The 26,955-nt window shown below is 72.1% G+C and carries 11 protein-coding genes and 1 riboswitch; of the genes, 5 read left to right on the top strand and 6 right to left on the bottom strand.

Features of this window, described 5'->3' with window-relative positions; genetic code table 11:
• The first annotated feature begins 66 nt into the window (after positions 1–66).
• From OG410_RS42435 to OG410_RS42425, 3 genes are all read left to right on the top strand, one after another.
• Positions 67–1,122, top strand: a complete 1,056-nt coding sequence (locus OG410_RS42435; RefSeq protein ID WP_329297118.1) for a ferredoxin reductase — start codon at positions 67–69, stop codon at positions 1,120–1,122.
• A 7-nt stretch (positions 1,123–1,129) separates the two neighbouring features.
• On the top strand, positions 1,130–2,248 hold the full coding sequence (locus OG410_RS42430) for a fatty acid desaturase family protein (RefSeq protein ID WP_329297119.1): 1,119 nt from the start codon (positions 1,130–1,132) through the stop codon (positions 2,246–2,248).
• A gap of 79 nt (positions 2,249–2,327) precedes the next feature.
• Complete coding sequence (locus tag OG410_RS42425; protein WP_329297120.1) at positions 2,328–2,795, top strand: hypothetical protein; 468 nt, start codon at positions 2,328–2,330, stop codon at positions 2,793–2,795.
• A gap of 53 nt (positions 2,796–2,848) precedes the next feature.
• Here OG410_RS42425 and OG410_RS42420 read toward each other — a convergent pair whose 3' ends face one another.
• The 6 genes from OG410_RS42420 to OG410_RS42395 form a co-directional block, all read right to left on the bottom strand.
• Positions 2,849–3,052, bottom strand: coding sequence for a hypothetical protein (locus tag OG410_RS42420; RefSeq protein WP_329297121.1), 204 nt, complete (start codon positions 3,050–3,052; stop codon positions 2,849–2,851).
• A 169-nt stretch (positions 3,053–3,221) separates the two neighbouring features.
• Entirely contained in the window at positions 3,222–4,088 is an 867-nt protein-coding gene (locus tag OG410_RS42415; RefSeq protein ID WP_329297122.1) for a bifunctional 5,10-methylenetetrahydrofolate dehydrogenase/5,10-methenyltetrahydrofolate cyclohydrolase, read from the bottom strand.
• Positions 4,089–4,109: 21 nt separating this feature from the next.
• A riboswitch (ZMP/ZTP riboswitch) is annotated at positions 4,110–4,195 on the bottom strand.
• Between the two features lie 325 nt (positions 4,196–4,520).
• Complete coding sequence (locus OG410_RS42410; RefSeq protein ID WP_329297123.1) at positions 4,521–4,946, bottom strand: nuclear transport factor 2 family protein; 426 nt, start codon at positions 4,944–4,946, stop codon at positions 4,521–4,523.
• A 285-nt stretch (positions 4,947–5,231) separates the two neighbouring features.
• Positions 5,232–6,269: a 3-oxoacyl-ACP synthase III family protein gene (locus tag OG410_RS42405; RefSeq protein WP_329297124.1), complete on the bottom strand. Its 1,038-nt coding sequence runs from the start codon at positions 6,267–6,269 to the stop codon at positions 5,232–5,234.
• A gap of 27 nt (positions 6,270–6,296) precedes the next feature.
• Positions 6,297–7,562, bottom strand: a complete 1,266-nt coding sequence (locus tag OG410_RS42400; protein WP_329297125.1) for a cation:proton antiporter domain-containing protein — start codon at positions 7,560–7,562, stop codon at positions 6,297–6,299.
• A gap of 4 nt (positions 7,563–7,566) precedes the next feature.
• Positions 7,567–9,042 carry an NAD(P)/FAD-dependent oxidoreductase gene (locus tag OG410_RS42395; protein ID WP_329297126.1) on the bottom strand — a complete coding sequence of 492 codons (1,476 nt, stop codon included), beginning with the start codon at positions 9,040–9,042 and terminating at the stop codon, positions 7,567–7,569.
• A 783-nt stretch (positions 9,043–9,825) separates the two neighbouring features.
• On the opposite strand from OG410_RS42395, the gene OG410_RS42390 reads away from it, so the two are divergent.
• Positions 9,826–10,461 carry a class I SAM-dependent methyltransferase gene (locus OG410_RS42390; protein WP_329297127.1) on the top strand — a complete coding sequence of 212 codons (636 nt, stop codon included), beginning with the start codon at positions 9,826–9,828 and terminating at the stop codon, positions 10,459–10,461.
• A 142-nt stretch (positions 10,462–10,603) separates the two neighbouring features.
• Complete coding sequence (locus OG410_RS42385; RefSeq protein WP_329303978.1) at positions 10,604–26,953, top strand: type I polyketide synthase; 16,350 nt, start codon at positions 10,604–10,606, stop codon at positions 26,951–26,953.
• The last annotated feature ends 2 nt before the right edge of the window (positions 26,954–26,955 follow it).

Genomic DNA, 26,955 nt, shown 5'->3' with positions numbered 1-26,955 from the left:
TTCAGTCGACCAGATTTACGTCCTGCGGTCAGGACTTTACGCCTTGAGGCGCAGCAAGCTGGGGTCATGACGAGTGCAGCCCTTCGCAGCAGGGCGTGGAAAGTGCTGGAGATGGTCACGACGCCGCTGCTGCCGTCGGACTACCTCGACCTGGTCAGCCCGCTGCGTGCGGGTGCTGACCTGCGTGGGCGCATCGAGGCCGTGCACCCCGAGACGGGGGACGCCGCGACTGTCGTGATCAGGCCGGGACGGGGCTGGCGCGGCCACACGGCCGGTCAGTACGTGCGGATCGGGGTCGACGTCGAGGGGGTGCGCCTGTGGCGTGCCTACTCCATCACCTCGCCGACAGACCGCCAGGACGGCCGCGTCACGATCACCGTGAAGGCGATCCCGGACGGCAAGGTCAGCAACCACCTGGTCCGCAGGGCGAAACCGGGCACGCTGATCCAGCTCGACCAGCCGACCGGTGACTTCGTGCTGCCGCAGGCCAAGCCCGCCAAGGTGCTCTACCTGACGGCCGGCAGCGGCATCACGCCCGTGATGGGCATGCTGCGCGATATCGAGTTCGACGACGTCGTCATGGTCCACTGCGCGCCGCAGCCGCAGGACGTGATCTTCCGCGACGAGCTGCACGGCCTGGTCGCGGACAAGAAGCTGCGGCTCACCGAGGTGCACACCGACACGGACGGCATGCTCGACATCGCCCGTCTCGGCGAACTCGTGCCCGACTGGGCCGAGCGCGAGACCTGGGCCTGCGGGCCCGCGGGCCTGCTCGACGCCGCCGAAGAGCACTGGAGCGAGCACGGCGTCCAGGAGCGCCTGCACACCGAACGTTTCCGCCCCGGCATCGTCGTCGCCGGCGACGGCGGCGAGGTCACGTTCAGCGCCACCGGCAGGACCGTCGACGCGGACGGCGCCACGCCGTTGCTGGACATCGGCGAGGAGGCCGGCGTGCTCATGCCCTCCGGGTGCCGCATGGGCATCTGCTTCGGCTGCGTCACGCCGCTCAAGGCGGGCGCCGTCCGCGACCTGCGCACCGGCGAGATCACCGAGGCCGAGCCGGGCGTCCTCATCCAGACCTGCGTGTCCGCCGCGGCGGGCCCCTGCGACATCGAACGGTAGGAGCACCTTGACCGCCATCGACCCCACCGCCCACCTGACCGCGGAGCAGATCGAGGAGCTGGGCCGCGAGCTGGACGCGATCCGCGACGAGGTGATCGCCGGCCGCGGCGAGAAGGACGCCGCCTACATCCGTAAGGTCATCTCGGCGCAGCGCAGGCTCGAGCTGGTCAGCAGGGGCGTGCTGCTGTTCTCGATCTTCCCGCCCGCGTGGCTGCTCGGCACCGCCGGGCTGTCCGTGGCGAAGATCATGGACAACATGGAGATCGGCCACAACGTCCTGCACGGCCAGTGGGACTGGATGCGGGACCCGAAGATTCACTCCACCACCTGGGAGTGGGATCACGTCTCGCCGTCCGAGCAGTGGAAGCACTCGCACAACGAGCTGCACCACACGTACACCAACGTGATCGGCAAGGACAACGACCTCGGCTACGGCATCATGCGCGTCGACGAGGACCAGAGGTGGCACCCGTTCCACCTCGGCCAGCCGCTGTGGAACTTCATCAACGCCTGCTTCTTCGAGTACGGCATCGCAGCGTACGACCTGGAGCTCGGCAAGAACCTGCACAAGCGCCGCCGCAAGAGCCCGGAGTTCCGCGCGCGGGCCAAGGCCGTGGGCCGCAAGATCCGCAAGCAGGTGCTCAAGGACTACGTGATCCACCCGCTGCTGTCGGGCCCGTCGTTCCTCCCCACGCTCGCCGCCACGTTCACCGCGAACCTGGTCCGCAACATCTGGACCCACTCGGTGATCATGTGCGGGCACTTCCCCGAGGGCGTACAGGTCTTCGAGCGCCGGTCGATCAGGGGCGAGACGCGCGGCCGGTGGTACCTGCGCCAGATGATGGGCTCGGCGAACATCAGCGGCAGCAGGGCCATGCACTTCATGACCGGCAACCTGTCGCACCAGATCGAGCACCACCTGTTCCCGGACCTGCCGAGCAACCGGTACGCCGAGGTCGCGGTGAAGGTGCGTGCGCTGTTCGAGAAGTACGAGCTGGAGTACGTCACCGGCCCGCTGCCCAAGCAGGTGTTCTCCGCGTGGCACAAGGTCTTCCGGCTCTCGCTGCCGAACAAGAAGCCCAAGGTCAAAACGCCGGACCGCGAGCAGGAGCTCGTCGCCGCCTGATCCCGGTATCGGTTCGGATCTCCCGGCCGTACCGGCGGCATCGCCGGTTTCGGTGAGATCCGTTGTCGAGGGGGAGCTCATGGCAGAGCTTGTGCGGCAGCAGGATGTGCATGCGTATGTCGGCTTTCATGCCTTCGGGTTGCAGGAGTCCGATGACGCGGATCTGCCGGTTCCCTTCCCGGACGACTTCAACCGGCGTGCGTTCCTCGGCACTCACCCGGGACGTCTGGACATCACCAGTGGTGGCCATACCCACACCGCCGCGGTCAGCGTCGAAGTGTGGGACGGGCCTCCGTCCCAGCAGGAGCGGGCCGGCTGGGACGAGAGGGCCGAGGCCGACTTCGAGTCGGCCAGTGGTCAGGTAGCCGTGTGGTCCATGTACACGGGCCGGATGGACGACCTGATCACGCTGGCGGATTCCGGTGGTTCGTGGCACGTCCGTGTCCACTGTGCAGGCCGGGCCGAGGCCGCAGCCCTGTCGGAGGGCGAGGGCACCGGCCACGGTGTGGAGCGCTACCTCGTGCAGTTCTGGCCCGTCACATCGTGAACCGGCTGCGGCGGGAGCGGCCGGTGCCAGGGCCGCTCCCGCCGCAGCACAGGTCAGGTGACGATCTTCACGATGAAGCCGTCGTCCATTCCGCCGATGATGCGGTTCTTGGCGTAGAAGCTCTTCAGGATGCTGCCGCCCGCCTGGTTGTCGTCGCCCGGGATCGGCTTCGCGGAGAAGTCGAACTCTCTTGCCTCCGGGTCGCAGTAGTGCTCAGCAGTCCCTTCGTACCGGCACCCGAGCGCGAGCCGAGGCATCCGCCAAGGCCGGCTGGCACTCTGCGGAGCCGCGTCCTCGGCGGCTCACCGCCCTCACGGGTGGCGAGCCGCTGTCAGAGAACGAACTGCCGGCCGGCCCGATTACGAGGTCTCCCATTCCGAGCGGGGACCCTTCTGGCCTGGTGCCAAGGGGCTGCTGGTCAGGAGGTCATTGGTGCTGGATTCCGAGCTGGTTCGCGGCGGCGTCCACGGTCTGCGCCAGCAGGACGGCGATGGTCATCGGCCCGACGCCGCCGGGCACCGGAGTGATCAGACAGGCGCGGGTGCGGGCGGTGTCGAAGTCCACGTCGCCGACGTTGCCCGGGTTGTATCCGGCGTCGATCACCACCGCGCCGGGCTTGATGTCCTCACCCCGGATCAGCCGGGGCCGTCCCACGGCCGCTACCAGGACGTCTGCTTCCCGGACGATCGCCGACAGGTCCGCCGTGCGGGAGTGGCAGTACGTCACCGTTGCGTTCTTGGCGAGCAGGAGCATCCCGGCCGGCTTGCCGAGAATCGGGCTGCGGCCCACCACGACGGCGTGCTTGCCGGCGAGGTCGACGTCGTACGCCTCCAGCAGTCGCATGATTCCGCCTGGAGTGCAGGACGCGAAGCCCGGCAGCGCGAAGCTCATCGCGGCGAACGAATGCATCGTGACCCCGTCGACGTCCTTCTCCGGGGCGATGGCCTCGAACGCGGCTCGCTCGTCGATGTGCGGTCCGCAAGGGTGCTGGAGCAGGATGCCGTGCACGTCCGGATCGCCGGACAGGCCGGCGAGGGTGTCGATCAGTTCGGCGGTCGTGGTGGTGGCGGGCAAAGCGATGTGCCGGGACTGGATGCCCGCCTTCGCGCACCGCGCCCGTTTCATGCGGACATAGGTGGCCGACGCGGGGTCCTCCCCCACCAGCACCGTCGCGAGACAGGGACTGGTTCCCCCACGCCGTGAGATCTCTGCCGCCTTGGCAGCAGCCTCTTCGATGATGCGTTTGGCGAGGTTGGTGCCGTCCATGAGTTGGGCCGTCCGAGTCGCGGACATCGTTGCCTCCAGGCATTGCCGACCACTCGCCCAGGCGCACGGCAATGACGTCTCGTCAGACCGCTCCCCGGTGGTGCTCCACCTCAGCGCCAGTCACAGCCCACGCCGCACTGTAGTAGACGCAGCATGCTCACACCGGTCAGCCAGGCGCGGTCGCGCCGGCGCCCGCCGTGGCGGGTCTTCGTGCCGCCGCCGTGGTACGAGTTGGTGCAGTCCTGGCCGTATTCCCAGCGTGTATCGACGTTGCGGGAAGCCTGCTCGAGCGTTCCGGAGCCGGACACCTGTGTGGCGGCGCGCTTGACGCGCGGGTGCCGGTTTCCGAACGGCCGGAGCGGGTTCCTCGGTCGGCAGGCCGTCCGTGTCGGGCCGATCGGGGCGGACGGGCCCGGCTGCCCGCGCGGGGTGCCTGCCTGCCGCCGGCTCGCGGGGCGGTCAGAGGTTGTCGCCCCAGCCTGACTGGATCATGGTCTGGAAGGCCCAGGTGCCGGCTTTGCGGATCAGGATGTCGGCGTACGTCATGTCGTGGGTCCGGTCGGCCGTGGTGACGGTGGAGTGGGTGAAGACCACGGCCATGGACGGGGAGAGGAAGACGGGGGTGCGGGTGTTGTCGAAGGTGATGTCCGCGGTGCCGTCCCCCATGACGTGGGTCATGGTGTCGATGAACCGGCCGCGGTTCCACTGAGCCGACCTGCCGTCGCCCGCGGAGTCGTCGCTGATCAGGTTGAGGGGGAAGACGGCCATGTCCGCCATCCGCTCGACGTCCGCCTTGGTGCAGTGGGCGTCGTACTCCTGGAACCAGGCGTCCAGGCTTGCGCGTTCCTCGGCGGTGGGGGTGTAGCCGGTCTCGGGCAGGGTCACGCGGGCTCCCGGAGGCAACTGTACTGATCAAGTTTGACTACGGAGCAGCGTAGAGCGGTTCGGGCGGTGGGGCAAACTCGGACGAAGGTGCGGCGGAAGGGTCGATACCGGTGCGGCCCGGGGGTTTTCGTACGCCTCGGTGCTGTCGAAGGTTCCGTTCGTGCGGGGAGGAGCGGAACGCCCGGACGGTGGCGGCGCGCGGCGGCGCCGGTGAGCGTTTCGCCGGCGGGCTCGCTGTCGTCCCTCACGGTATCCGCTCCCGGCCGGTGACGAACCGACCGTCCGTCACCAGCGCAGCAGCGTCAGCCCCGTGGTCATGCCGCCGCCGAAACCCGCGAGGAGGACGAGGTCGCCCGGGGTGAGGTGGTCGCGGGCTGCGGCGAGGGTGACGGGAACGGATGCGGCGCCGGTGTTGCCGTAGTGGCGCAGGGTGCGGTGGACGGTGGCGTTCGGCAGGTTCAGTTCCGGCAGCAGGGCGTCGATCATCCGGCCGTTCGCCTGGTGGGGGACGAAGTGGCGTATCGCCGTGGGGGCGACGCCGGTGGCGGAGAGGAAGCGGTGGACGGCGCCGGGCAGATGGTCCCTGACGAAGGTCTTCACCCCGTAGCCGTCCATGGTGAAGTAGTGCAGTCCGTCCTGGAGGGTCTCCTTGGAGGCGGGCATGCGGCTGCCGCCCGCCGGGACCTTGATCAGGTCGTGGTACTCGCCGTGGCTGGCCAGCCGCGTGGCGACGACTCCCCGGCCCTCGGTGACCGGGCCGACGACCACCGCGCCGGCGCCGTCACCGAACAGGGAGACGGTGCGCCGGTCGGCCGGGTCGATGATCCGGGAGTAGATGTCCACGCCCACCACCAGGGCGTGCCCGCCCGGCGGCACCATGCGGCGGGCGGCCTCCAGCGCGTAGACGAAGCCGCTGCACACCGCGTTGATGTCGAAGGCCGCGGCGTGCCGTGCCCCGATCCGGTCCTGCAGCAGACAGGCCGTCGGCGGCTGCGGGAAGTCCGGGGTGGAGGTGGCCACGACGACCAGGGAGAGCTGGTCGGCGCCCAGGCCGGCGTCGCGCAGGGCGGCGCGGGCGGCCCGTTCCGCAAGATCCGAGGCTGCCTGGTCCGGGTGCGCGTAGCGCCGGGCAAGGATCCCGGTCCTGGTCTCGATCCACTGCGGGGTGACACCCGCCGAGGCGGCGGCCTCCACGTTGTCGACCACCCGCTCCGGCAGATACGCGCCGCAGCCGAGGATTCCGCCCGCGGGGGCCGCGGGGCCGCTGTCGGCGGCCCAGGACGCGAGGGCGCACCCGCACCGGCAGTCGTCTCGGTGAGTCATCTCTTCTCTCTCCTCACGCTCTGCCGCTCACGGCCTGCTGCTCACGGCCTGCTGCGGCGGGCTGTGCCGGGGGGTGGTCTCCGCCTCGACGAACCGCCGGGGCATGATCCAGCGCAGCAGTGGTCCCGCCATCGCTGTCGTCACCACAGCCATCACCACCATGAGCGAGTACAGCTCCGCTCCGATGATCTTCATGTGCAGGCCGATGCTCAGTACGACGAGTTCGGTGAGGCCGCGGGTGTTCATGAGGGTGGCCAGCGCCGCGGCCTGACGGGCCGGCATCCTGTGCGCGCGGGCCGCGAAGAACGCGCCCGTGAACTTGCCGCCGATGGCCACCAGGAGGATCAGGGCCAGGTCGCCGAGCCCGTCCGCGCCGATCCCGGACAGGTCGACCTGGAGGCCGGCGACGAGGAAGAAGACCGGCAGGAGCAGCACGCTGCTCAGCTGCCCGATGCGTTCGTGGATCTGGGTCCGCAGGTGTTCGGTCCGCTCCCGGGGGATGACCACGCCGAACAGGAAGGCGCCGAAGATGAAGTGCAGCCCCATCCACTCCGTGGCGGCGGCGGACACCAGCAGGCCGGCGAGGATGCACGCGAGCCAGGTCTGGTTCAGCCGCGGGCCGTCGCCGCGTTCCGTGACGCGGCGCAGCAGCGGCCGTATCACGAAGAGCATGCCCAGGACGTAGGGCACCGCGAGCAGGATCCGCCACTGGTCCGGGCCGGCCGATCCGGCGAGGGCGACCACGCCGGCCAGCACGGACCAGGCCAGGACGTCGTCGATGGAGGCGCAGGCCAGCGCCACGGCACCCAGCGGGGTGCGGTCCAGGCTCCGTTCGGTGAGGATGCGGGCCAGCACGGGGAACGCGGTGATCGACATGGAGATGCCCATGAAGAGCACGAACGCGGTCCTGTCACCGGTTCCGTACTCGTCCATGAAGGACCAGGCCAGGATCGCGCCGAGGCCGAACGGCAGCAGGATGGAGCTCAGGGACACGGTGACCGCCAGGCCTCCCGAGCCGCGGATCAGGCTCTGGTCCCATTCGAGGCCGACGATGAACATGAAGACGGCGACGCCGACGGTGGCCAGGGCGCTGAGGAAGGGCCGGACATCGGTGGGGAAGAGATGCCCGGAGATCGCGCCGCCGAACAGTGTCGGTCCCATCAGGATGCCGGCCAGGACCTCGCCGATGACCGGCGGCTGGTCCAGCCGCCGGGCCACCGTGCCGAGCAGCCGTGCCAGGAGCACGATGGCCGCCAGGCCGAAGAGCAGTATCGATATCTGGTGTGCGTTCACGGGATCAGGCTCCGGCTCGCCGGATGCCGAGGGTCGGGGTGGTGGTGAGGTACAGGCCGGTGGCCGCGTCGTAGAGGTCGTTCGCGTCCATCTTCATCGGGGCCATGGACAGCGGGCTGTTGGGGCTGGCGGTGATGGCCTGCTGCCTCGCCTGCTCGGCCGCGGTGAGCAGTTCGCCCACCGGGGTGCCGTCGAGCTCTGCGGCGTCGTCGATGACGGTCTGGATGGGTGCGGTGCCCAGGCCGGCCTGGCTGCTGGCCTCGCGCAGGTCGGTGACGCCCGCGACGAGTTCGCCGAAGGCGGCGTCGTTGTTGTCGCTGTGCGGGGCGGGGGCGTCCTGTGTCTCGCGCACCAGGCTCTGCGCGAGTCCGAAGTAGGTGTCCTTGCCCATGTACTGCTGGTACACGCCGGAGACGAGGGTGAACAGGCGCTGGTAGGCGTTGCGGAACAGCACCTCGTAGAAGCCGAGCGCCTCCTTCTCCTCGACGTCGCCGTTGACGGTCGCGAGGATGGAGGCGGCGGACAGCATGCCGCTGTACATCGCCAGGTGAACGCCGGTGGACAGCAGCGGGTCCAGGAAGCAGGCGGCGTCACCGACGATGAAGTGGCCGGGGCCGCAGAAGCTGTCGGCGACGTAGGAGAAGTCCTGCTCGACGCGTACCTCGCCCTGCAGGAACTTCGCGTCGGCCAGCTGCTCGCGGACGGTGTCGGACTCGCCGACGAGGGACAGCAGCATCTGCTCGGTGGACTCGTAGTCCCCGCGCCGCTCCAGGAAGCGGGTCTGGTGGGAGACGAAGCCGACGCTGAAGCGGTTGTCGCGCAGCGGGATGATCCAGTACCAGCCGTCGGGGGAGGAGACGACGTTGATGCCGCCGGAAGGGGTGTTGGGCAGCAGCTTGCCGCCCTCCCAGTAGCCCCAGATGGCGACGTTGCGGAAGACCTCGTGCGGGCGGCGGTTCTTGAAGTGCTGTCCGGCGATCACGCCGGACCGGCCGGAGGCGTCCACGACGAAGTCGAACTCCGTCTTGCGCACGCTCTTGCGGTCGTCGGGGTGTGTCCACTCGGCGGCGACGGCGCGCTCGCCGTCGAACAGGACGCGCTTGACGGACGCGCCCTCGATCACCTCGACGCCCTGCTCCTTGGCGTGGTCGAGCAGCACCTTGTCGAAGTCGTCACGGTCGACCTGCCACGACCGCACGTCGGGTCCGAACAGCTGGGACCAGTCGATCGTCCAGTCCTCCTCCTTGCCCCAGCGCAGCAGGACGCCGGTCTTGACGGTGTAGCCGCGTTCCTCGACCTTCTCCAGAGCTCCGCCGAAGTCCAGGATGCTCCGGCAGGACGAGGCGATGGACTCCCCGATGTGGTACCTGGGGAACGTGTCGCGCTCCAGCAGCGTCACCGACAGACCGGCCCGGGCCAGCAGGGTGGCGGCGGTGGAACCACCAGGGCCCCCACCGATCACCAGTACATTCCGCGTCATAGTGCACCCAATCTTGGTATGGCGTATCGCCCAGAGGAGTTCTGAGTTGAATTCACGTGTGGGGGTGAGTGGCTTTCGCCATGAAAAACGAACCATTCAGGCCGACCCCGCCACAACCCCTACCGCCCCCTAGGAGCCCTTGACCGCCGGCCGAGAACGGAGAATTCCGTTTCTTCTTGCGTTGTGATTGCGGATGTTTTCCCGGACCCGGCCGTTGTGCCGCGGGCAGGGTGCCGGGGGGCGGGGTGCCGGGGGCGGACAGGCTGTGGCACCGAGGCGAAGGAGCAGCGGAATGCCCCTCCGGGCTCGCCTGTTGTGGACCGATCCATCGGCTCACGGTCCCCGGAGCGGTTCCTCACCGTGGGGCCTCGGCCGGGAGCCGGCCGCTCGAGTGGCGCCGGGACGCGGGCCGAGGGGGGGCGGATGCAGGGGGCAGGCCCGCCGGAGACGGGCCCTGGCGCGTGGGCCGCAGGGGGGAGCGGCCGGGTGCGCCGGGCGGGCCTTCCGGGTGCGGATCCTGGTGGATGCGCGGGGCCTGCCCCTGGAATGCCGAACGCGGGACCTGCGGGGTCCGACGCCGCCCAACGTCGCCGGCGGGTCTCCGAATTCCTGATCGGCACTACGAGAATTGAGCCACAGGACGGACCCGGATTCAACTCCTGGTGGCCCCTAGAGCCCCCTGCCTTGCTGCGGGATGTCCCCGGAATTCGTTTTAGGGGTTGGTGCACGGACGGGCCCTCCATAACTTGGTAATCGTCCATGACTTGAGGGCAAGGGGACAAGGTGACCGAGCAATCTTTCAAGCAGAGCCGTGATGTGGCCCAGTTCCAGAACTGGGGCCCCACCTATGAGGACAGCCGAATTCAGCGGATCCGGGACCGGATTCATCAGTCGCTCGTCGACTGGGTCGGCGAGCAGGGAGTCCGGCCGCAGAACGTGCTCGACGTGGGCTGCGGGACGGGTGCGCTGCTGCGGCGCGTCGGGATCCGCTTCCCGGACGCCGAGCTGACCGGCGTGGACGTGTCCCCGAGCATGGTGGAGACGGCACGCGCGAAGGTCCCCGAGGGGCTTCCCGTGACGTTCGTGCACGGGGCGGCGGAGCAACTGCCGTTCGAGGACGCGTCGTTCGACCTGGTCGTCTCGACGATCTGCTTCCACCACTGGCGCAGCCGCAACGAGGGGCTCGCCGAGATCCAGCGGGTGCTCAGGCCGGGCGGCCGCGTTTTCATCGCCGACCACTACGCGGTCGGCTGGCTGCGTCCGTTCTTCGCGGTGACCCGCTGCCGCGACCGGGTGCACACCCGCGAGGAACTGACCCGCATGTACGGCGCGGCCGGTCTGCGGGCGGACCGGTGGAAGCTGCTCGACCGGCTGGCGAAGCTGCCGTTCATCCACGGGATCGGCGCCGTCAAGCCGTGATCGGAAGCCATCCGGCACCGCCCCGTGGCGGTGCGTCGAGCGGATGACGAGGGGCCGGGGATCCTCACCGGCCCCAGCCGCTCTTTTCCTCTCCATTTCCCGCGTTTCTGCTCCGTCTTCGCGTGACCGAGGAGTCTGTTCCATGCTGCGTACCGAACTGGTGCGGCCACTGCCCGAGTTGCTGCGGATCCAGGCCGAGACCCACGCCGGCAAGGCCGCGTTCAGCGACGTACGCCGGAGCGTCACGTACAAGGAGCTCCGGGCCCGCACGGGGCGGCTGGCCGGACACCTCGCGGCGCTCGGGCTCGCGCCCGGTGACCGTGCGCTGATCCATCTGGGCAACACCGTGGAGACGGTCGAGGCCTATCTCGCCGTGCTGCGCGCGGACGGAGTGGGTGTGCCGGCCGCTTCGCAGGCGACGGCCGCCGAGCTGGCGCATCTGCTGGACGACAGCGGAGCGCGCGTGGTGCTCACGGACGCCGCCGGTGCTGCGCTACTCGCTCCCCTGGCCGCCGAACGGTCCCTGATCCTGATCCTGGCCGCGGACGGCGAGAGCACCGAAGGCCTCGCCTCGTTCGAGGCGCTCGCCACGACCGACGCGCCCCGGCCGGCCCGCGACGGGCTGTCCCTGGACGACCCGGCGTTCCTGCTCTACACCTCGGGCACCACGGGCCGCCCCAAGGGCGTGCTGTCCACGCAGCGCAGCTGCCTGTGGTCGGTGGCCGCCTGCTACGCCCCGGTGTTCGGCCTGTCGGCCGAAACCAGGGTGCTGTGGCCGCTGCCGCTGTTCCACAGCCTGGCGCATGTGTTCTGCGTGCTCGGCGTCACGGCGACGGGTGCGTCCGCGCACCTCATGCCGGGCCTGTCGGCGGGTGATGTGCTGGACGAGCTGGCCGAGGGCGGGTACACGCTGCTGGCGGGCGTTCCCACCCTGTACCACCAGCTGATCGAGGTCGCGCGCGGCCGCGGCGGCGAGCGGCCCGTGCTGCCGGGGCTGCGGCTCGGCCTCACCTCGGGGGCCGGCGCGGGCACCTCGCTCGCGCACGCCTTCGAGGACGTGTTCGGGGTGCCGCTGCTGGACACCTACGGCTCCACCGAGACGTGCGGGGCCATCACCGCCGACGTGCCCGGCGACGAGCGCGTCCCGGGCTCCAGCGGCCGTCCCGTGCCCGGCCTTTCGCTGCGGCTGGCCGACCCCGGCTCCGGGGCGGACGTCGCCCCGGGCGAGGAGGGCGAGGTGTGGGTGTCGGGCCCGAACCTGATGCTCGGCTACCACAACCGCCCCGAGGACACCGCCGAGGCACTGGTCGACGGCTACTACCGCACCGGCGATCTGGGCCGCACGGACTCCGCCGGCCGGCTCACCCTGACCGGGCGGCTGAAGGAACTCGTCATCCGCGGCGGCGAGAACATCCACCCCGGCGAGATCGAGGAGGTGCTGCGCTCGCTCGGCGGCGTCGCCGACGCCGCCGTGAGGGGCGTACCGCACGAGGTGCTCGGCGAGGTGCCGGTCGCGTTCCTGGTGCCCGCGGCGGGTGCCGGGCCGCTGGACGCGGACGTGATCTTCGCCGCCTGCCGGGAGCGGCTGTCCCACATCAAGATCCCGGAGACGCTGTACGTGACGGAGTCGGTGCCGCGCACCGGTTCCGGGAAGCCGGTCCGGCACGCGCTCGACCCCGCGTCGGCGGTGCTGCTGGCGTCGCGGCCGGCCGATGTCTCGGGGCTCGCCGAGGCGGCCCCGCCGGCGGATCCGGCCGTCGCGGACGCGCTGCGCGAACGGCTGCTGGCAGCCACCGTGGACAGCCGCACGGACCTGCTGGCCTCGGTGGTACGGGAGGCGGCCGCCCAGGTGCTGGGCGGGCGCGGGGCGCACGCCGTGCCGGCGGACCGTTCGTTCAAGGACCTGGGCCTGGACTCGGCGGCCGCGGTCCGGCTGCGCAACCGGCTGACCGCCGCCACGGGTCTCAGGCTGCCCGCCTCGCTGGCCTTCGACCGGCCCACCTGCGAGGCGGCGGCCCGGCACCTTGTGGACCTGCTGCTGGGCACGTCGGCCACCCCGGTGGCGCGGCGGCGCCGGGCGGCGGCCGACGAGGACCCGGTGGTCGTCGTCGGCATGAGCTGCCGGCTGCCGGGCGGGGTGCGCGGCCCCGAGGACCTGTGGGACCTGGTCGCCGAAGGGCGCGACGCGGTCTCGCAGTTCCCCGCCGACCGGGGCTGGGACCTGGAGAAGCTGTATCACCCGGACCCGGAGCAGCCGGGGACGAGCTACGTGCGCGAGGCCGGGTTCCTGTACGACGCGGGGGACTTCGACGCGGAGTTCTTCGGGATCAGCCCGCGTGAGGCGCTCGCCATGGACCCGCAGCAGCGGCTGCTGCTGGAGACCTCCTGGGAGGCTTTCGAGCGGGCCGGTATCCACCCGCGGTCGCTGCGCGGCACCCGGACCGGTGTGTACGCGGGTGTGATGTTCCACGACTACGCCACCGGTCTGGACCGGGTGCCGGAGGGTCTGGAGGGCTATCTCGGCACCGGCCGCGCGGGCAGTGTGATGTCCGGCCGCATCAGCTATGTGCTGGGCCTGGAGGGCCCGGCGATGACCGTCGACACGGCCTGCTCGTCGTCGCTGGTGGCGCTGCACCTGGCGGCGCAGGCGCTGCGCGGCGGGGAGTGTGACCTGGCGCTGGCCGGCGGTGTCGCGGTGATGTCGACGCCCGAGGTGTTCGTGGAGTTCAGCCGGCAGCGCGGGCTCGCCGCGGACGGGCGCTGCAAGGCGTTCGCGGGCGCGGCCGACGGCACGGGCTGGGCCGAGGGAGTGGGCGTCCTGGTCCTGGAGCGGCTGTCGGACGCGCGGCGGGCGGGCCACCGGGTGCTGGCCGTGGTGCGGGGCACGGCCGTCAACCAGGACGGTGCCAGCAACGGTCTCACGGCACCCAACGGTCCCTCCCAGCAGCGTGTCATCGAGGAGGCTCTCGCCAGTGCCGGGCTCGGTGCCTCGGACGTGGACGCGGTCGAGGCGCACGGCACCGGCACCCGGCTCGGCGACCCGATCGAGGCACAGGCCGTCCTGGCCGCCTACGGTCAGGACCGCGAACAGCCTTTGTGGCTGGGCTCGTTGAAGTCCAACATCGGGCACGCGCAGGCCGCCGCCGGTGTCGCCGGTGTCATCAAGATGGTGCAGGCCATGCACCACGGTGTGCTGCCCAGGACCCTGCACGTCGACGAGCCCACCCCGCACGTCGACTGGACGGCGGGCAACGTCGAACTGCTCACCGAGGCCCGGGAGTGGCCCGAGCTGGACCGGCCGCGCCGCGCCGGTGTCTCCTCGTTCGGGGTCAGCGGCACGAACGCCCATGTCGTTCTGGAGCAGGCTCCCGCCGAGGAGCCGGCGCACAGCGGGACGAAAACGGGCACGGCGCCGTCGATGTGGCCGCTGTCGGCCCGCACCGAGGAGGCTCTGCGCGCCCAGGCCGGGCGGCTGCTGGAGCGCGTCGAAGCGCGCGCCGACGCCGAACCCGCGGCCGTGGCACGGGCGCTGGCCACCACACGGGCCTCCTTCGACCAGCGCGCGGTCGTGGTCGGGCAAGGCCGCGCCGATCTGCTTCAGGGGCTGCGCGCGCTCGCCGAGGGCGCCTCGGCGCCGCAGGTCGTCGAGGGCACGAGCGTCGGCGAGGACGCGGGCCGGGCCGTGTTCGTCTTCCCCGGCCAGGGCGCGCAGTGGGCCGGCATGGCCGTCGAACTGCTCGACACCTCACCGGTGTTCGCGGCCCGGCTCACGGAGTGCGCCAAGGCGCTGGCACCGTTCACCGACTGGTCGCTGATCGACGTCCTGCGTGAGGCACCCGGCGCGCCCGGCTTCGACCGTGTCGACGTGGTGCAGCCCGCGCTGTGGGCGGTCAACGTCTCCATCGCCGCGCTGTGGCGGTCCCACGGCATCCACCCGGCCGCGGTCGTGGGCCACTCGCAGGGCGAGATCGCCGCGGCGGCCGTCGCGGGCGCCCTCACGCTGCAGGACGCGGCCCGGGTGGTCGCCCTGCGCAGCCGGGCCATCATCGCGCTGGCCGGGCGGGGCGGCATGGTCTCGGTCGCGCTGCCCGCCGCCGAGGCGCGCGAGCTGCTCGCCTCCTGGCAGGGGCTGTCGGTGGCCGCCGTCAACGGCCCGGCGTCCGTGGTCGTCTCGGGCTCCACCGCCGAGCTGGACGAACTGATGGAGCGGTGCGCGGCACAGGAGGTACGCGCCCGCCGCATCACCGTGGACTACGCCTCGCACTCGGCGCACGTCGAGGAGATCCACGACGAGGTGGCCGAGCTGCTGGCGCCGATCGCGCCGCGCACCGCCGAGGTGCCGCTGTTCTCCACGGTGGACGGCGAGTGGCTCGACACCACCGTCATGGACGCCGAGTACTGGTACCGCAACCTGCGCCAGACCGTGCGCTTCGAGGACGCCGTCCGTGCGCTCGCCGGGAGCGGGCACGGCCTGTTCGTCGAGTGCAGCCCGCACCCGGTGGTCGCGATGGGCGTGCAGGAGACCGTGGAGGACGCCGGGTCCGCGGCGGCCGTCGTCGGCTCGCTGCGGCGCGGCGAGGGCGGACTGCACCGCTTCACGCTGTCACTCGCCGAGGCGCACACGCGCGGCGCCGTCCCGGACTGGGACGCCGTACTGCCGCCGTCCGCACGGCCGTTCACCGATCTTCCGACGTACGCCTTCCAGCGCCGCCGGTACTGGCTGGAGGCGGCCCCGTCCGCCGGGGACGTCTCGGCCGCCGGCCTGGGCGCCGCCGGGCACCCGCTGCTCGGGGCCGAGGTGCCGCTCGCCGACGGCGAGGGGCTGCTGCTGACCGGACGGCTGTCGGCCCGTACGCACCCGTGGCTCGCCGACCACCTGATCATGGACGCGGTGCTGATGCCGGGGGCGGCGTTCGTGGAACTCGCGGTGCAGGCCGCCGACCGGGTGGGCTGCGACCACGTCGAGGAACTGATCATGGAGGCGCCGCTGGTGCTGCCCGGGCAGGGCGCGGTCCAGCTGCAGACCTTTGTCGGCGCGCCGGACGACTCCGGCCGCCGCCCCTTCACGGTGCACTCGCGTCCCGAGGACGACCCGGACGGCCCCTGGACCCGGCACGTCAGCGGCACCCTGGACACGGCGCCGCCGACGGCGCGGCAGACGGCGTACGACTTCACCCTCTGGCCGCCGCAGGGCGCCGAGCCCGTCGGCATCGACGGCTTCTACGACACTCTGGCGGTCGGCGGGCTCGGTTACGGGCCCGCGTTCCAGGGGCTGCGCAGGGCCTGGCGGCGCGGCGACGAGGTGTTCGCCGAGGTCGGCCTGGACGAGGAACTCACCTCGCAGGCGGGCGAGTTCGGCCTGCACCCGGCGCTGCTCGACGCGGCCCTGCACGCGATGGACCTGGGCGCTGTCGACCGTGATCCGAGCGAGGGCAGGCTGGCGTTCTCCTGGAGCGGGGTCACCCTGTACGCGGCGGGTGCCTCCACCCTGCGGGTGCGGCTCGCCTCGGCCGGGCAGGACGCGATCTCGCTGGACGCGGCGGACAGCGCCGGGGTGCCGGTGGTGGGCGCGCAGTCGCTGGTGACCCGGCCCGTGTCCCGGGACCGGCTGTCCGCCTCGCGCGAGGCGCCGCTGCTGCACGTGGACTGGGTGCCGGCGCCGAAGGGTGCTGTCTCGCCGGTGCCGTCCTTCGCGTGGGCGGTGGCCGGGGACGACCTGGAGGCGCTTGTCGAGGTGCCCCAGGTGGTCGCGGTGAACGTGCCGGGTGCGTCCGAGGGTGAACTCGCCGATTCCGTACGGGGCGTGACGGGCTCGGTGCTGGAGCTGGTGCAGCGGTGGCTGGCCGGGGAGCGGTTCGCCGGGGCACGGCTGGTGCTGGTGACCCGGGGGGCGGTGGCGGCCGGGGAGCAGGTGCCCGATCCGGCGGCGGCCGCCGTGTGGGGGCTGGTGCGGTCGGCCGAGTCGGAGAACCCGGGACGGTTCGTGCTCGTCGACGTCGAGGGTTTCGAAGGACAAGACGCGGTCGCCGAGGCGGTGGCCACCGGTGAGCCCCAGCTGGCGCTGCGGGGCGGGCGGATCCTCGTACCGCGGCTGACCGCCCTGGCGGCGACGGAGCGGGACGGGGCGGTCTGGGACCCGGACGGGACCGTGCTGGTCACCGGCGGCACCGGAGGTCTGGGCGCGCTCGTGGCCCGCCACCTGGTGGCCGAGCACGGCGTACGGCACCTGCTGCTGACCAGCCGGCGCGGACCCGAGGCCGCCGGGGCGGCGGAACTCGCGGCCGAACTGACCGGCCTGGGCGCCGAGGTGAGGGTCGCGGCCTGCGACGCCGCGGATCGTGACGCGGTCGCCGCACTGCTGGCCGCCGTGCCGGGCGAGCACCCGCTGCGGGCCGTCGTGCACACCGCCGGCACGGTCGCCGACGGTGTCGTCGGCTCGCTCACCCCGAACCACCTGGACGAGGTGTTCCGCCCCAAGGCCGACGGCGCCCTGCACCTGCACGAGCTGACCCGCGATCTGGACCTGACGGCGTTCGTGCTGTTCTCCTCCGCGGCCACCGTCTTCGGCAGCCCCGGACAGGCCAACTACGCCGCCGCCAACGCCTTCCTGGACGCCCTCGCCCACCAGCGGCGCGCCCAGGGCCTGCCCGCCGTATCGCTGGCGTGGGGCGTGTGGGCCGAGAGCGGCGGCATGGCGGGACGCCTCGACGAGGGCGACCTCAAGCGGCTCGCCCGCGCGGGCGCGGCCGCGATGACCGCGCAGCAGGGCCTGGCCCTGTTCGACACGGCCGTCTCCGCGGCCGCATCGGCACCACCGGCGCTGGTGCCGATGCGCCTGGAACTGCCCGCGCTGCGGGCCCAAGCCGCCGACGGTGAACTGGCCCCGCTGCTGCGCGGACTGGTGCGCGCCCCGCGCCGCCGCACGACCGCGGCCGCCGCACTCCCGGGCGGCGGTTCACCGCTGGCCGAACGGCTCTCCGGGCTCGGCGCGAAGGAGCGGCACGAGGCTCTCCTCGACCTGGTACGCGGCCACGCGGCCACGGTGCTCGGCCACGGCTCGGGGGGCTCGCTCGCCGCGAACCGCACGTTCAAGGAACTCGGCTTCGACTCGCTGACCGCCGTCGAGCTGCGCAACCGGCTCACCGCGGCGACCGCGCTGCGGCTGCCCGCGACGCTGATCTTCAACTATCCGACACCGGCGGCTCTGGCGGAGCATCTGCACACCGAGCTGGTGGGCACGCAGCCGGCCGTCGAGCCGGCTGCCGCGGCCGCCCGGGTGGATGCCCGGGCGGACGACGACCCGATCGCGATCGTGTCCATGAGCTGCCGGCTGCCGGGCGGCGTGCGCTCCCCCGAGGACCTGTGGCAGCTCCTGGCCTCGGGCGGCGACGCGATCGGCGCCTTCCCCGCCGACCGCGGCTGGGACGTGGAGAACCTGTACGACCCCGACCCGGACGCCTCCGGACGTACGTACGTCCGCGAGGGCGGCTTCCTGTACGACGCGGGCGGCTTCGACGCCGAGTTCTTCGGGATCAGCCCGCGCGAGGCACTCGCCATGGACCCGCAGCAACGGCTGCTCCTGGAGACGTCCTGGGAGGCCTTCGAACGGGCCGGCATCGACCCGGAGCGGGTGCGCGGCGGCCGGGTCGGCGTCTTCGCCGGTACGCACGGCCAGGACTACGCCACGCTCCTGCCCGACGCCCCCCAGGAACTGGAGGGGTACCGGGTGACCGCCGGTGCGGCGAGCGTCGTCTCCGGCCGGATCTCGTACGCGCTGGGCCTGGAGGGCCCGGCCGTGACCGTCGACACGGCCTGCTCGTCCTCGCTGGTCGCCCTGCACCTGGCGGCGCAGGCGCTGCGGGCCGGCGAGTGCGACCTGGCGCTCGCGGGCGCGGTCGCGGTCATCGCCACCTCCGAGGGGCTGGTGTCTTTCAGCCGCCAGCGGGGGCTGGCCCGCGACGGCCGCTGCAAGGCCTTCTCCGCGGCGGCCGACGGCTTCGGCTTCGCCGAGGGCGTGGGCGTACTGCTCCTGGAGCGGCTGTCCGACGCACGGCGCAACGGGCACGAGGTGCTGGCCGTAGTGCGCGGGTCCGCCGTCAACCAGGACGGGGCGTCGAATGGTCTTACGGCTCCCAACGGGCCCGCGCAGGAGCGGGTCATCCGCCAGGCGCTCGCCGGTGCCGGGCTGAGCACGTCCGATGTGGACGCGGTGGAGGCACACGGCACCGGCACCAAACTGGGTGACCCGATCGAGGCCCAGGCTCTGCTCGCCACCTACGGCAAGGACGACCGCGAACAGCCTCTGTGGCTCGGGTCCATCAAGTCCAACATCGGGCACACCCAGGCCGCCGCCGGCGTCGCCGGTGTGATCAAGATGGTGCAGGCGATGCGGCACGGGGTGCTGCCCAAAACCCTGCACGTGGATGAGCCGACCCCGCACGTCGACTGGTCGGCGGGTGCGGTGGAGCTGCTGGCCCAGGCCCGGCAGTGGCCCGAGGCCGACCGGCCGCGCCGGGCCGGCGTGTCCTCCTTCGGGATCAGCGGCACCAACGCGCACGTGATCCTGGAGCAGGCACCGGCCGAGGAGCCCGCCGAGCAGGCTGAGGTCCAGCCGGGGCGTGAACTGCCCGTTGTGCCCTGGGTGTTGTCGGCCAAGAGCCGGCCCGCGCTGCGGGAGCAGGCCGCACGGCTCGCCGCGCACGTCACCGGTGACCAGGACACATCACCGCTGGATGTGGCGCTGTCGCTGGCCGTGTCACGGACCGGCTTCGACCAGCGGGCCGTCGTCGTCGGCGCGAACCGGCAGGAACTGATCGCGGGGCTCACGGCCGTGGCCGAGGGACGCCCCGGCATCATCTCCGGGACCGCCAAAGCCGGGCGCACCGCGTTCCTGTTCACCGGTCAGGGCGCCCAACGCGCTGGTATGGGGCGTGAGTTGTACGACGCCTTCCCCGTCTTCGCCGACGCGCTGGACACCGCATGCGCCGCACTCGACACCTACTTGGACCGGCCGCTGAAGGACGTGATGTTCGCGGCCGACAACGACCTCCTCGACCAGACCCAGTACACCCAGGCCGCCCTCTTCGCCCACGAGACCGCCCTCTACCGCCTTGTCACCAGCTGGGGCGTCACCCCCGACACCCTCGCCGGACACTCCATCGGCGAACTCACCGCCGCCCACCTGGCCGGACTGTGGACCCTGGACGACGCCGCCCGCGTGGTCGCCGCACGCGGACGCCTCATGCAGGCCCTGCCCGCCGGCGGCGCCATGGCCGCCATCGAAGCAACCGAAGACGACATCACCCCGCTGCTGCGCGGACAGGCCGTCATCGCCGCCGTCAACGGACCCACCTCCACCGTCATCTCCGGCGACGAACAGTCGGTCACCGCCATCACCGACGAACTCTCCGCCCAGGGACGGAAGGTCAAACGGCTCACCGTCAGCCACGCCTTCCACTCACCCCTCATGGAACCCATGCTCCACGACTTCCAACACATCCTGGAGTCGGTCGAGTTCCACTCCCCCACCCTGCCGATCATCTCCAACCTCACCGGACAACCCGCCGACCCCGACCAGCTCACCACCCCCGCCTACTGGGTCCGCCACGTCCGCCAGGCCGTCCGCTTCCACGACAGCCTGCGCACCCTCGCCGACCAGGGCACCACCCGCTTCCTCGAGATCGGACCCGACGGCGTCCTCACCGCCCTGGCCCAGCAGAGCCTGGACGACACCACCGCGGCCGCCACCCAGACCAGGAAGCACACCGGGCCCAAAGCCCTGCTCGAGGCCGTCGCCCAGCTCCACGTGCACGGCGCGTCGGTCGACTGGAGCGCCTACCTCGCAGACACCGGCGCCAAAACCGTCGACCTGCCCACCTACCCCTTCCAGCACACCCACTACTGGCTCGAGCCCACGCCCCTCGCAGAGCCGATCGAGGCCGACACCACCGACGCCCGCTTCTGGGAGACGGTGGAGCGCGAGGATCTGGACGCGTTGGCGACGTCGCTGGCGATCGCTCCGGAGACTCCGTTCAGCGAGGTGCTGCCCGCGCTGTCGAGCTGGCGGCGTGAGGTGCGTGAGCAGTCCGCGGCGGAGGCTTGGCACTACCGCGTGGCGTGGCGGCCTCGGCGCACGGGCGGGACGGCGGCGCAGGCCCCGGCCGGCCGCTGGCTGCTGATCGCCTCGGCGGGGAACGCCGAGCACGCGCTCGTCACCGGGGTGACCCGGGCACTGGCCGGGCGGGGCACCGATGTCGCGACCGTGCTCCTTCCCGAGCGGGCCGGCCGGGCTGCGGTGGCGGAGGCTCTGCGTGCCGCCGCGCCGGCGGGGCCGGACGAGATCGGCGGCGTGCTGTCCCTGCTCGGGCTGGACGAAGAGCCTCTGGAGGAGTTCCCGTCCGTGTCCGCCGGCCTCGCCGGCACCCTCACCCTCACCCAGGCCGTCGGCGACATCGGCCTGACCTGCCCGCTGTGGCTGGCCACCAGCGGTGCCGTCGCCGTCGGCGCCGGCGACGCCGTCACCCGGCCGACCCAGACCCAGCTCTGGGGCCTCGGCCGTGTCGTCGCCCTGGAGCACCCGGACCGGTGGGGCGGGCTGGTCGATCTGCCCGCCGTGCCCGACACCCGCACGCTGGAACAACTGGCCGCCGTACTCGCCGACCCACAGGACGAGAACCAACTCGCCCTGCGCCCCTCCGGCACCCACGCCCGCCGCCTCACCCACACCACCCACACCACCCCCGACCAGCACTGGCAACCCCACGGCACCGTCCTCGTCACCGGCGGCACCGGCGCCCTCGGCACCCACGTCGCCCGCTGGCTCGCCACCCACGGAGCCCAGCACCTCATCCTCACCAGCCGACGCGGACCCCACGCACCAGGAGCAGCACAACTACAAACCGAACTCGAAAACCTCGGCACCCACGTCACCATCACCGCCTGCGACACCTCCGACCGCCACGCCCTCGCCACACTCCTCGACCAACACCCGCTCAACGCCGTCGTCCACACCGCCGGCGTCCTCGACGACGGCGTCCTCGACACCCTCACCCCCCACCGCCTCCACACCGTCCTGACCGCCAAAGCCACCACCGCCCACCACCTCCACGAACTCACCACCGGACACGACCTCGACGCCTTCATCCTCTTCTCATCGTTCGCGAGCCTGACCGGCTCTCCCGGCCAGGGGAACTACGCGGCGGCCAACGCCTACCTGGACGGCCTCGCGGAGCACCGCCGCTCCCTCGGACTGCCCGCCACCTCCATCGCCTGGGGCGCCTGGGCCGAGGGCGGCATGGCGACCGGGCCGGAGCTGGAGGAGCGGATGCGCCGGATCGGGCTGGCCGCGATGGCGCCCGGGCGCGCGGTCGCGGAGCTCGGGCGAACCTCCTCGGGCGGCTGCTTCTCGGTGGCGGACGTCGACTGGAAGCGGTTCACGGGGAACCTGGTGCGGCGCGACCGGTTCTACGACGAGTTGGTCGCCGTCCCGCGGTCCGGCGAGGCCGTGAGCACGGCCGTGGAGGACTCCCCCGCCGGGCTCGTGCAGCGGCTGCGTGCCGCGGCGAGCGGTGAGCACGGGCAGCTGGTCCTCGCGTCGGTGCGAGCCGAGGTGGCCGGGGTGCTCGGTCACGCGTCGGCGGACGCGGTCGACCCGGAGCGCGAGTTCAAGCTGCTCGGTCTCGACTCGCTGACCGCCGTCGAGCTGCGCAACCGTCTCACCGCCGCCACGGGGCTGCGGCTGCCCGCGACGGCGGTCTACGACTACCCGACCCCGGCCGTGCTCGCCGCCCACCTGCGGGCCGAACTCGTCGGCGGGGATCCGGAGTCGGCCGTGGACGCGACGGTCCCGGTGCCCCCGGTGGACGACGACCCGATCGCGATCGTGTCGATGAGCTGCCGCTACCCCGGCGGGGTCGGCTCGCCCGAGGACCTGTGGCGCCTGGTCGCCGACGGGGTCGACGCGATGGGCGACCTGCCGGCCGACCGCGGCTGGGACGTGGAGAACCTGTACGACCCCGACCCGGACGCCTCCGGACGTACGTACGTCCGCGAGGGCGGCTTCCTGTACGACGCGGGCGGCTTCGACGCCGAGTTCTTCGGGATCAGCCCGCGCGAGGCACTCGCCATGGACCCGCAGCAACGGCTCCTGCTGGAGACGTCCTGGGAGGCCTTCGAACGGGCCGGCATCGACCCGCACTCGGTGCGCGGCGGCCGGGTCGGCGTCTTCGCCGGCACCAGCAACCTCGACTACACCAAGGCGGTGCGCGAGGTACCGGAGGAGCTGGAGGGCCACCTCGGCCTCGGCAACTCGGCGAGCGTGGTCTCGGGTCGTGTCTCGTACGTTCTCGGGCTGGAGGGCCCGGCCTTCACCGTCGACACGGCCTGCTCGTCCTCACTGGTCGCGATCCACCTGGCCGCGCAGGCTCTGCGGGGCGGCGAGTGCTCGATGGCGCTGGCCGCGGGCGTGACCATCATGTCCAGCCCCAACGCCTTTGTGGAGTTCAGTCGCCAGCGCGGCCTGGCCCAGGACGGCCGGGTCAAGGCCTTCGCGGCAGCCGCGGACGGCACGGGCTGGGGCGAGGGCGTGGGTGTGCTGCTCCTGGAGCGGCTGTCCGACGCACGGCGCAACGGGCACGAGGTGCTGGCCGTGGTCAGTGGCTCGGCCGTCAACCAGGACGGTGCGAGCAACGGGCTGACAGCGCCGAACGGTCCGTCGCAGCAGCGGGTGATCCGGCAGGCGCTCGCCGGTGCGGGGCTGTCCCCCGCCGATGTGGACGCGGTGGAGGCACACGGCACGGGGACCAAGCTGGGTGACCCGATCGAGGCCCAGGCTCTGCTCGCCACCTACGGCAAGAACCGCGAACAACCCCTGTGGCTCGGGTCCGTCAAGTCCAACATCGGGCACACCCAGGCTGCCGCGGGCGTGGCCGGTGTGATCAAGATGGTGCAGGCGATGCGGCACGGGGTGCTGCCCAAGACCCTGCACGTGGATGAGCCGACGCCGCACGTGGACTGGTCGGCGGGTGCGGTGGAGCTGCTGGCCCAGGCCCGGGAGTGGCCCGAGGTGGACCGGCCGCGCCGGGCGGGTGTGTCCTCGTTCGGGATCAGCGGCACCAATGCGCACGTGATCCTGGAGCAGGCGACGGAGGAGCGGGCCGAAGTCGAGCCCGCGCGTGAACTGCCCTTTGTGCCTTGGGTGTTGTCGGCCAAGAGCCGGCCCGCTTTGCGGGATCAGGCCGCACGGCTCGCCGCCCATCTCTCCGGGCGCGATCACACTCCTGCCGAGGTCGCCCTGTCGCTGGCCACCACCCGCGCCCGCCTCGACCAGCGGGCCGTGGTCATCGGCAGCAACCGGGAGGAGCTGATCGCGGGGCTCGCGGCCGTGGCCGAGGGACGCCCCGGGATCGTCACGGGGACTGCCCGGACCGGGCGCACCGCGTTCCTGTTCACCGGTCAGGGCGCCCAACGCGCTGGTATGGGAAGGGAGTTGTATGACGTCTTCCCCGTCTTCGCCGACGCGCTGGACACCGCATGCGCCGCACTCGACACCTACTTGGACCGGCCGCTGAAGGACGTGATGTTCGCGGCCGAGGACGATCTCCTCGACCAGACCCAGTACACCCAGGCCGCCCTCTTCGCCTTCGAGACCGCCCTCCACCGGCTCGTCACCAGCTGGGGCATCACCCCCGACACCCTGGCCGGACACTCCATCGGCGAACTCACCGCCGCCCACCTCGCCGGACTGTGGACCCTGGACGACGCCGCCCGCGTGGTCACCGCACGCGGACGCCTCATGCAAGCCCTCCCCGCCGGCGGCGCCATGGCCGCCATCGAAGCAACCGAACAGGAAATAACCCCGCTGCTGCGCGGACAGGCCGTCATCGCCGCCGTCAACGGACCCACCTCCACCGTCATCTCCGGCGACGAAGAATCCGTGGAAGCGGTCCTCGCCGAACTCTCCACCCAGGGACGGAAGGTCAAACGGCTCACCGTCAGCCACGCCTTCCACTCACCCCTCATGGAACCCATGCTCCACGACTTCCAACAAGTCCTGGAGTCGGTCGAGTTCCACTCCCCCACCCTGCCGATCATCTCCAACCTCACCGGACAACCCGCCGACCCCACCGACCTCCAGACCCCGACCTACTGGGTCCGCCACGTCCGCCAGACCGTCCGCTTCCACGACAGCCTCCACACCCTCGCCGACCAGAACACCACCCGCCTCCTCGAAATCGGACCCGACGGAATCCTCACCGCCCTCGCCGCAGACACCCTCGAAGACACCACGTCCATCGCCACCCAGACCCGAAAGCACTCCGGGCCCTCGGCTCTGCTCGATGCCGTCGCCCAGCTCCACGTGCACGGCGCGTTGGTCGACTGGAGCGCCTACCTCGCGGGCTCCGGCGACGGGACCGTCGACCTGCCCACCTACCCCTTCCAGCACACCCACTACTGGCTGGAGCCCACGGCCGCCGAGGAACCGGCAGGCACTGATGCCCAGTTGTGGGAGGCCGTCGAGGGCGACGATCTCCAGTCGCTGGCCGAGGTGCTGGGGACGGACGTGGACGAACGGCTGGAGGCGCTGCTGCCGCTGCTCTCGTCGTACCGCCGGGCGGTACGGCACGAGGACGCGACGACGGCCTGGCGGTACCGGGTCGGCTGGCAGCGGCTGGTGTCCGGGCGGGGTTCGGGCCCGGGTGGGCAGGCACGCCGTTGGCTGGTCGTGCTGCCGGAGGAGTCGGCGGCGGACTCGCCGTACTCGGATCTGAGCGGTCTGGAGGGGAAGGGTGTCGTGCCCGTCCCGCTGCGGCTGCCGAAGGGGGCTGGCCGGGCTGCGGTGGCGGAGGCTCTGCGTGCCGCCGCGCCGGCGGGGCCGGACGAGATCGGTGGCGTGCTGTCCCTGCTCGGGCTGGACGAAGAGCCTCTGGAGGAGTTCCCGTCCGTGTCCGCCGGGCTCGCCGGCACTCTCGCGCTCAGCCAGGCCCTCGGTGACATCGGTCTGGCCTGCCCGCTGTGGCTGGCCACCAGCGGTGCCGTCGCCGTCGGCGCCGGCGACGCCGTCACCCGGCCGACCCAGACCCAGCTCTGGGGTCTGGGGCAGACGTTGGGGGCGGAATCTCCGGACCGGTGGGGCGGGCTGATCGATCTGCCCGCCGTGCCCGACACCCGCACGCTGGAGCAACTGGCCGCCGTACTCGCCGACCCGCAGGACGAGAACCAGCTCGCCCTGCGCCCTTCCGGCGCCCACGCCCGCCGCCTCACCCACACCACCCACACCACCCCCGACCAGCACTGGCAACCCCACGGCACCGTCCTCGTCACCGGCGGCACCGGCGCCCTCGGCACCCACGTCGCCCGCTGGCTCGCCACCCACGGAGCCCAGCACCTCATCCTCACCAGCCGACGCGGACCCCACGCACCAGGAGCAGCACAACTCCAGACCGAACTCGAAAACCTCGGCACCCACGTCACCATCACCGCCTGCGACACCTCCGACCGCCACGCCCTCGCCGCACTCCTCGACCAACACCCGCTCAACGCCGTCGTCCACACCGCCGGCGTCCTCGACGACGGCGTCCTGGACACCCTCACCCCCCACCGCCTCCACACCGTCCTGACCGCCAAAGCCACCACCGCCCACCACCTCCACGAACTCACCACCGGACACGACCTCGACGCCTTCATCCTCTTCTCGTCCGTGGCGGGGGCGTTCGGGGCCGCCGGACAGGGGAACTACGCGGCGGCCAACGCCTACCTGGACGGCCTCGCGGAGCACCGCCGCTCCCTCGGACTGCCCGCCACCTCCATCGCCTGGGGCGCCTGGGCCGAGGGCGGCATGGCGACCGGCGGAGCGGCGGCCAGGCGGCTGGAGCTGAGCGGGGTGCGGCCGATGGCGCCGCAGGACGCGGTGGCGAAGCTGCGGCACGCCGCGGACGGCCGTACGGGCGGGTTCGTCGTCGCGGACATCGCGTGGGACCTGTTCACCCGGGAGTCGGGCTCCGGCCGGCCGAACCCGCTGTTCACTGCCCTGCCCGAGGTACGGGCGGCCCAGCCGGACGGCACGGCCGAACGGCGGGAGGCGGAGCCGGCCGAGGCACTGCTCGCGCGGCTCGCGGACGCGTCGGGGCCCGAGCGGGTCCGGGTGCTCGGCGGGCTGGTGCGGCGCGGGGCGGCCGAGGTGCTCGGCTTCGGTTCGCCCGACGCGGTCGATCCGGAACGGGGCTTCGTGGAGCTCGGCTTCGACTCGCTGCTCGCGGTCCGGCTGCGCAACCGGCTGGGCGCGGAGACGGGTCTGCGGCTGCCGCACACGGTGATCTACGACCACCCGACCCCGGCGGCGCTGGCCGCGCACCTGCTGGCGGAGCTGTTCGCCGCCCCGGAGGAGGACCCCGAGCCGGTGCCGGAGGTCGTACCGGACGGCGCGCTGCTGGAGACCGACCTGGACGCGCTCGATGTGGACGCACTGATCCAACTGACACGCAAGAGCCTGTGAAA

This window comes from Streptomyces sp. NBC_00659 (genome assembly GCF_036226925.1).
Taxonomy (GTDB): domain Bacteria; phylum Actinomycetota; class Actinomycetes; order Streptomycetales; family Streptomycetaceae; genus Streptomyces.
The sequence above is the reverse complement of the archived record's forward strand: the minus strand, read 5'-3'. Positions and strand labels throughout refer to the sequence as shown.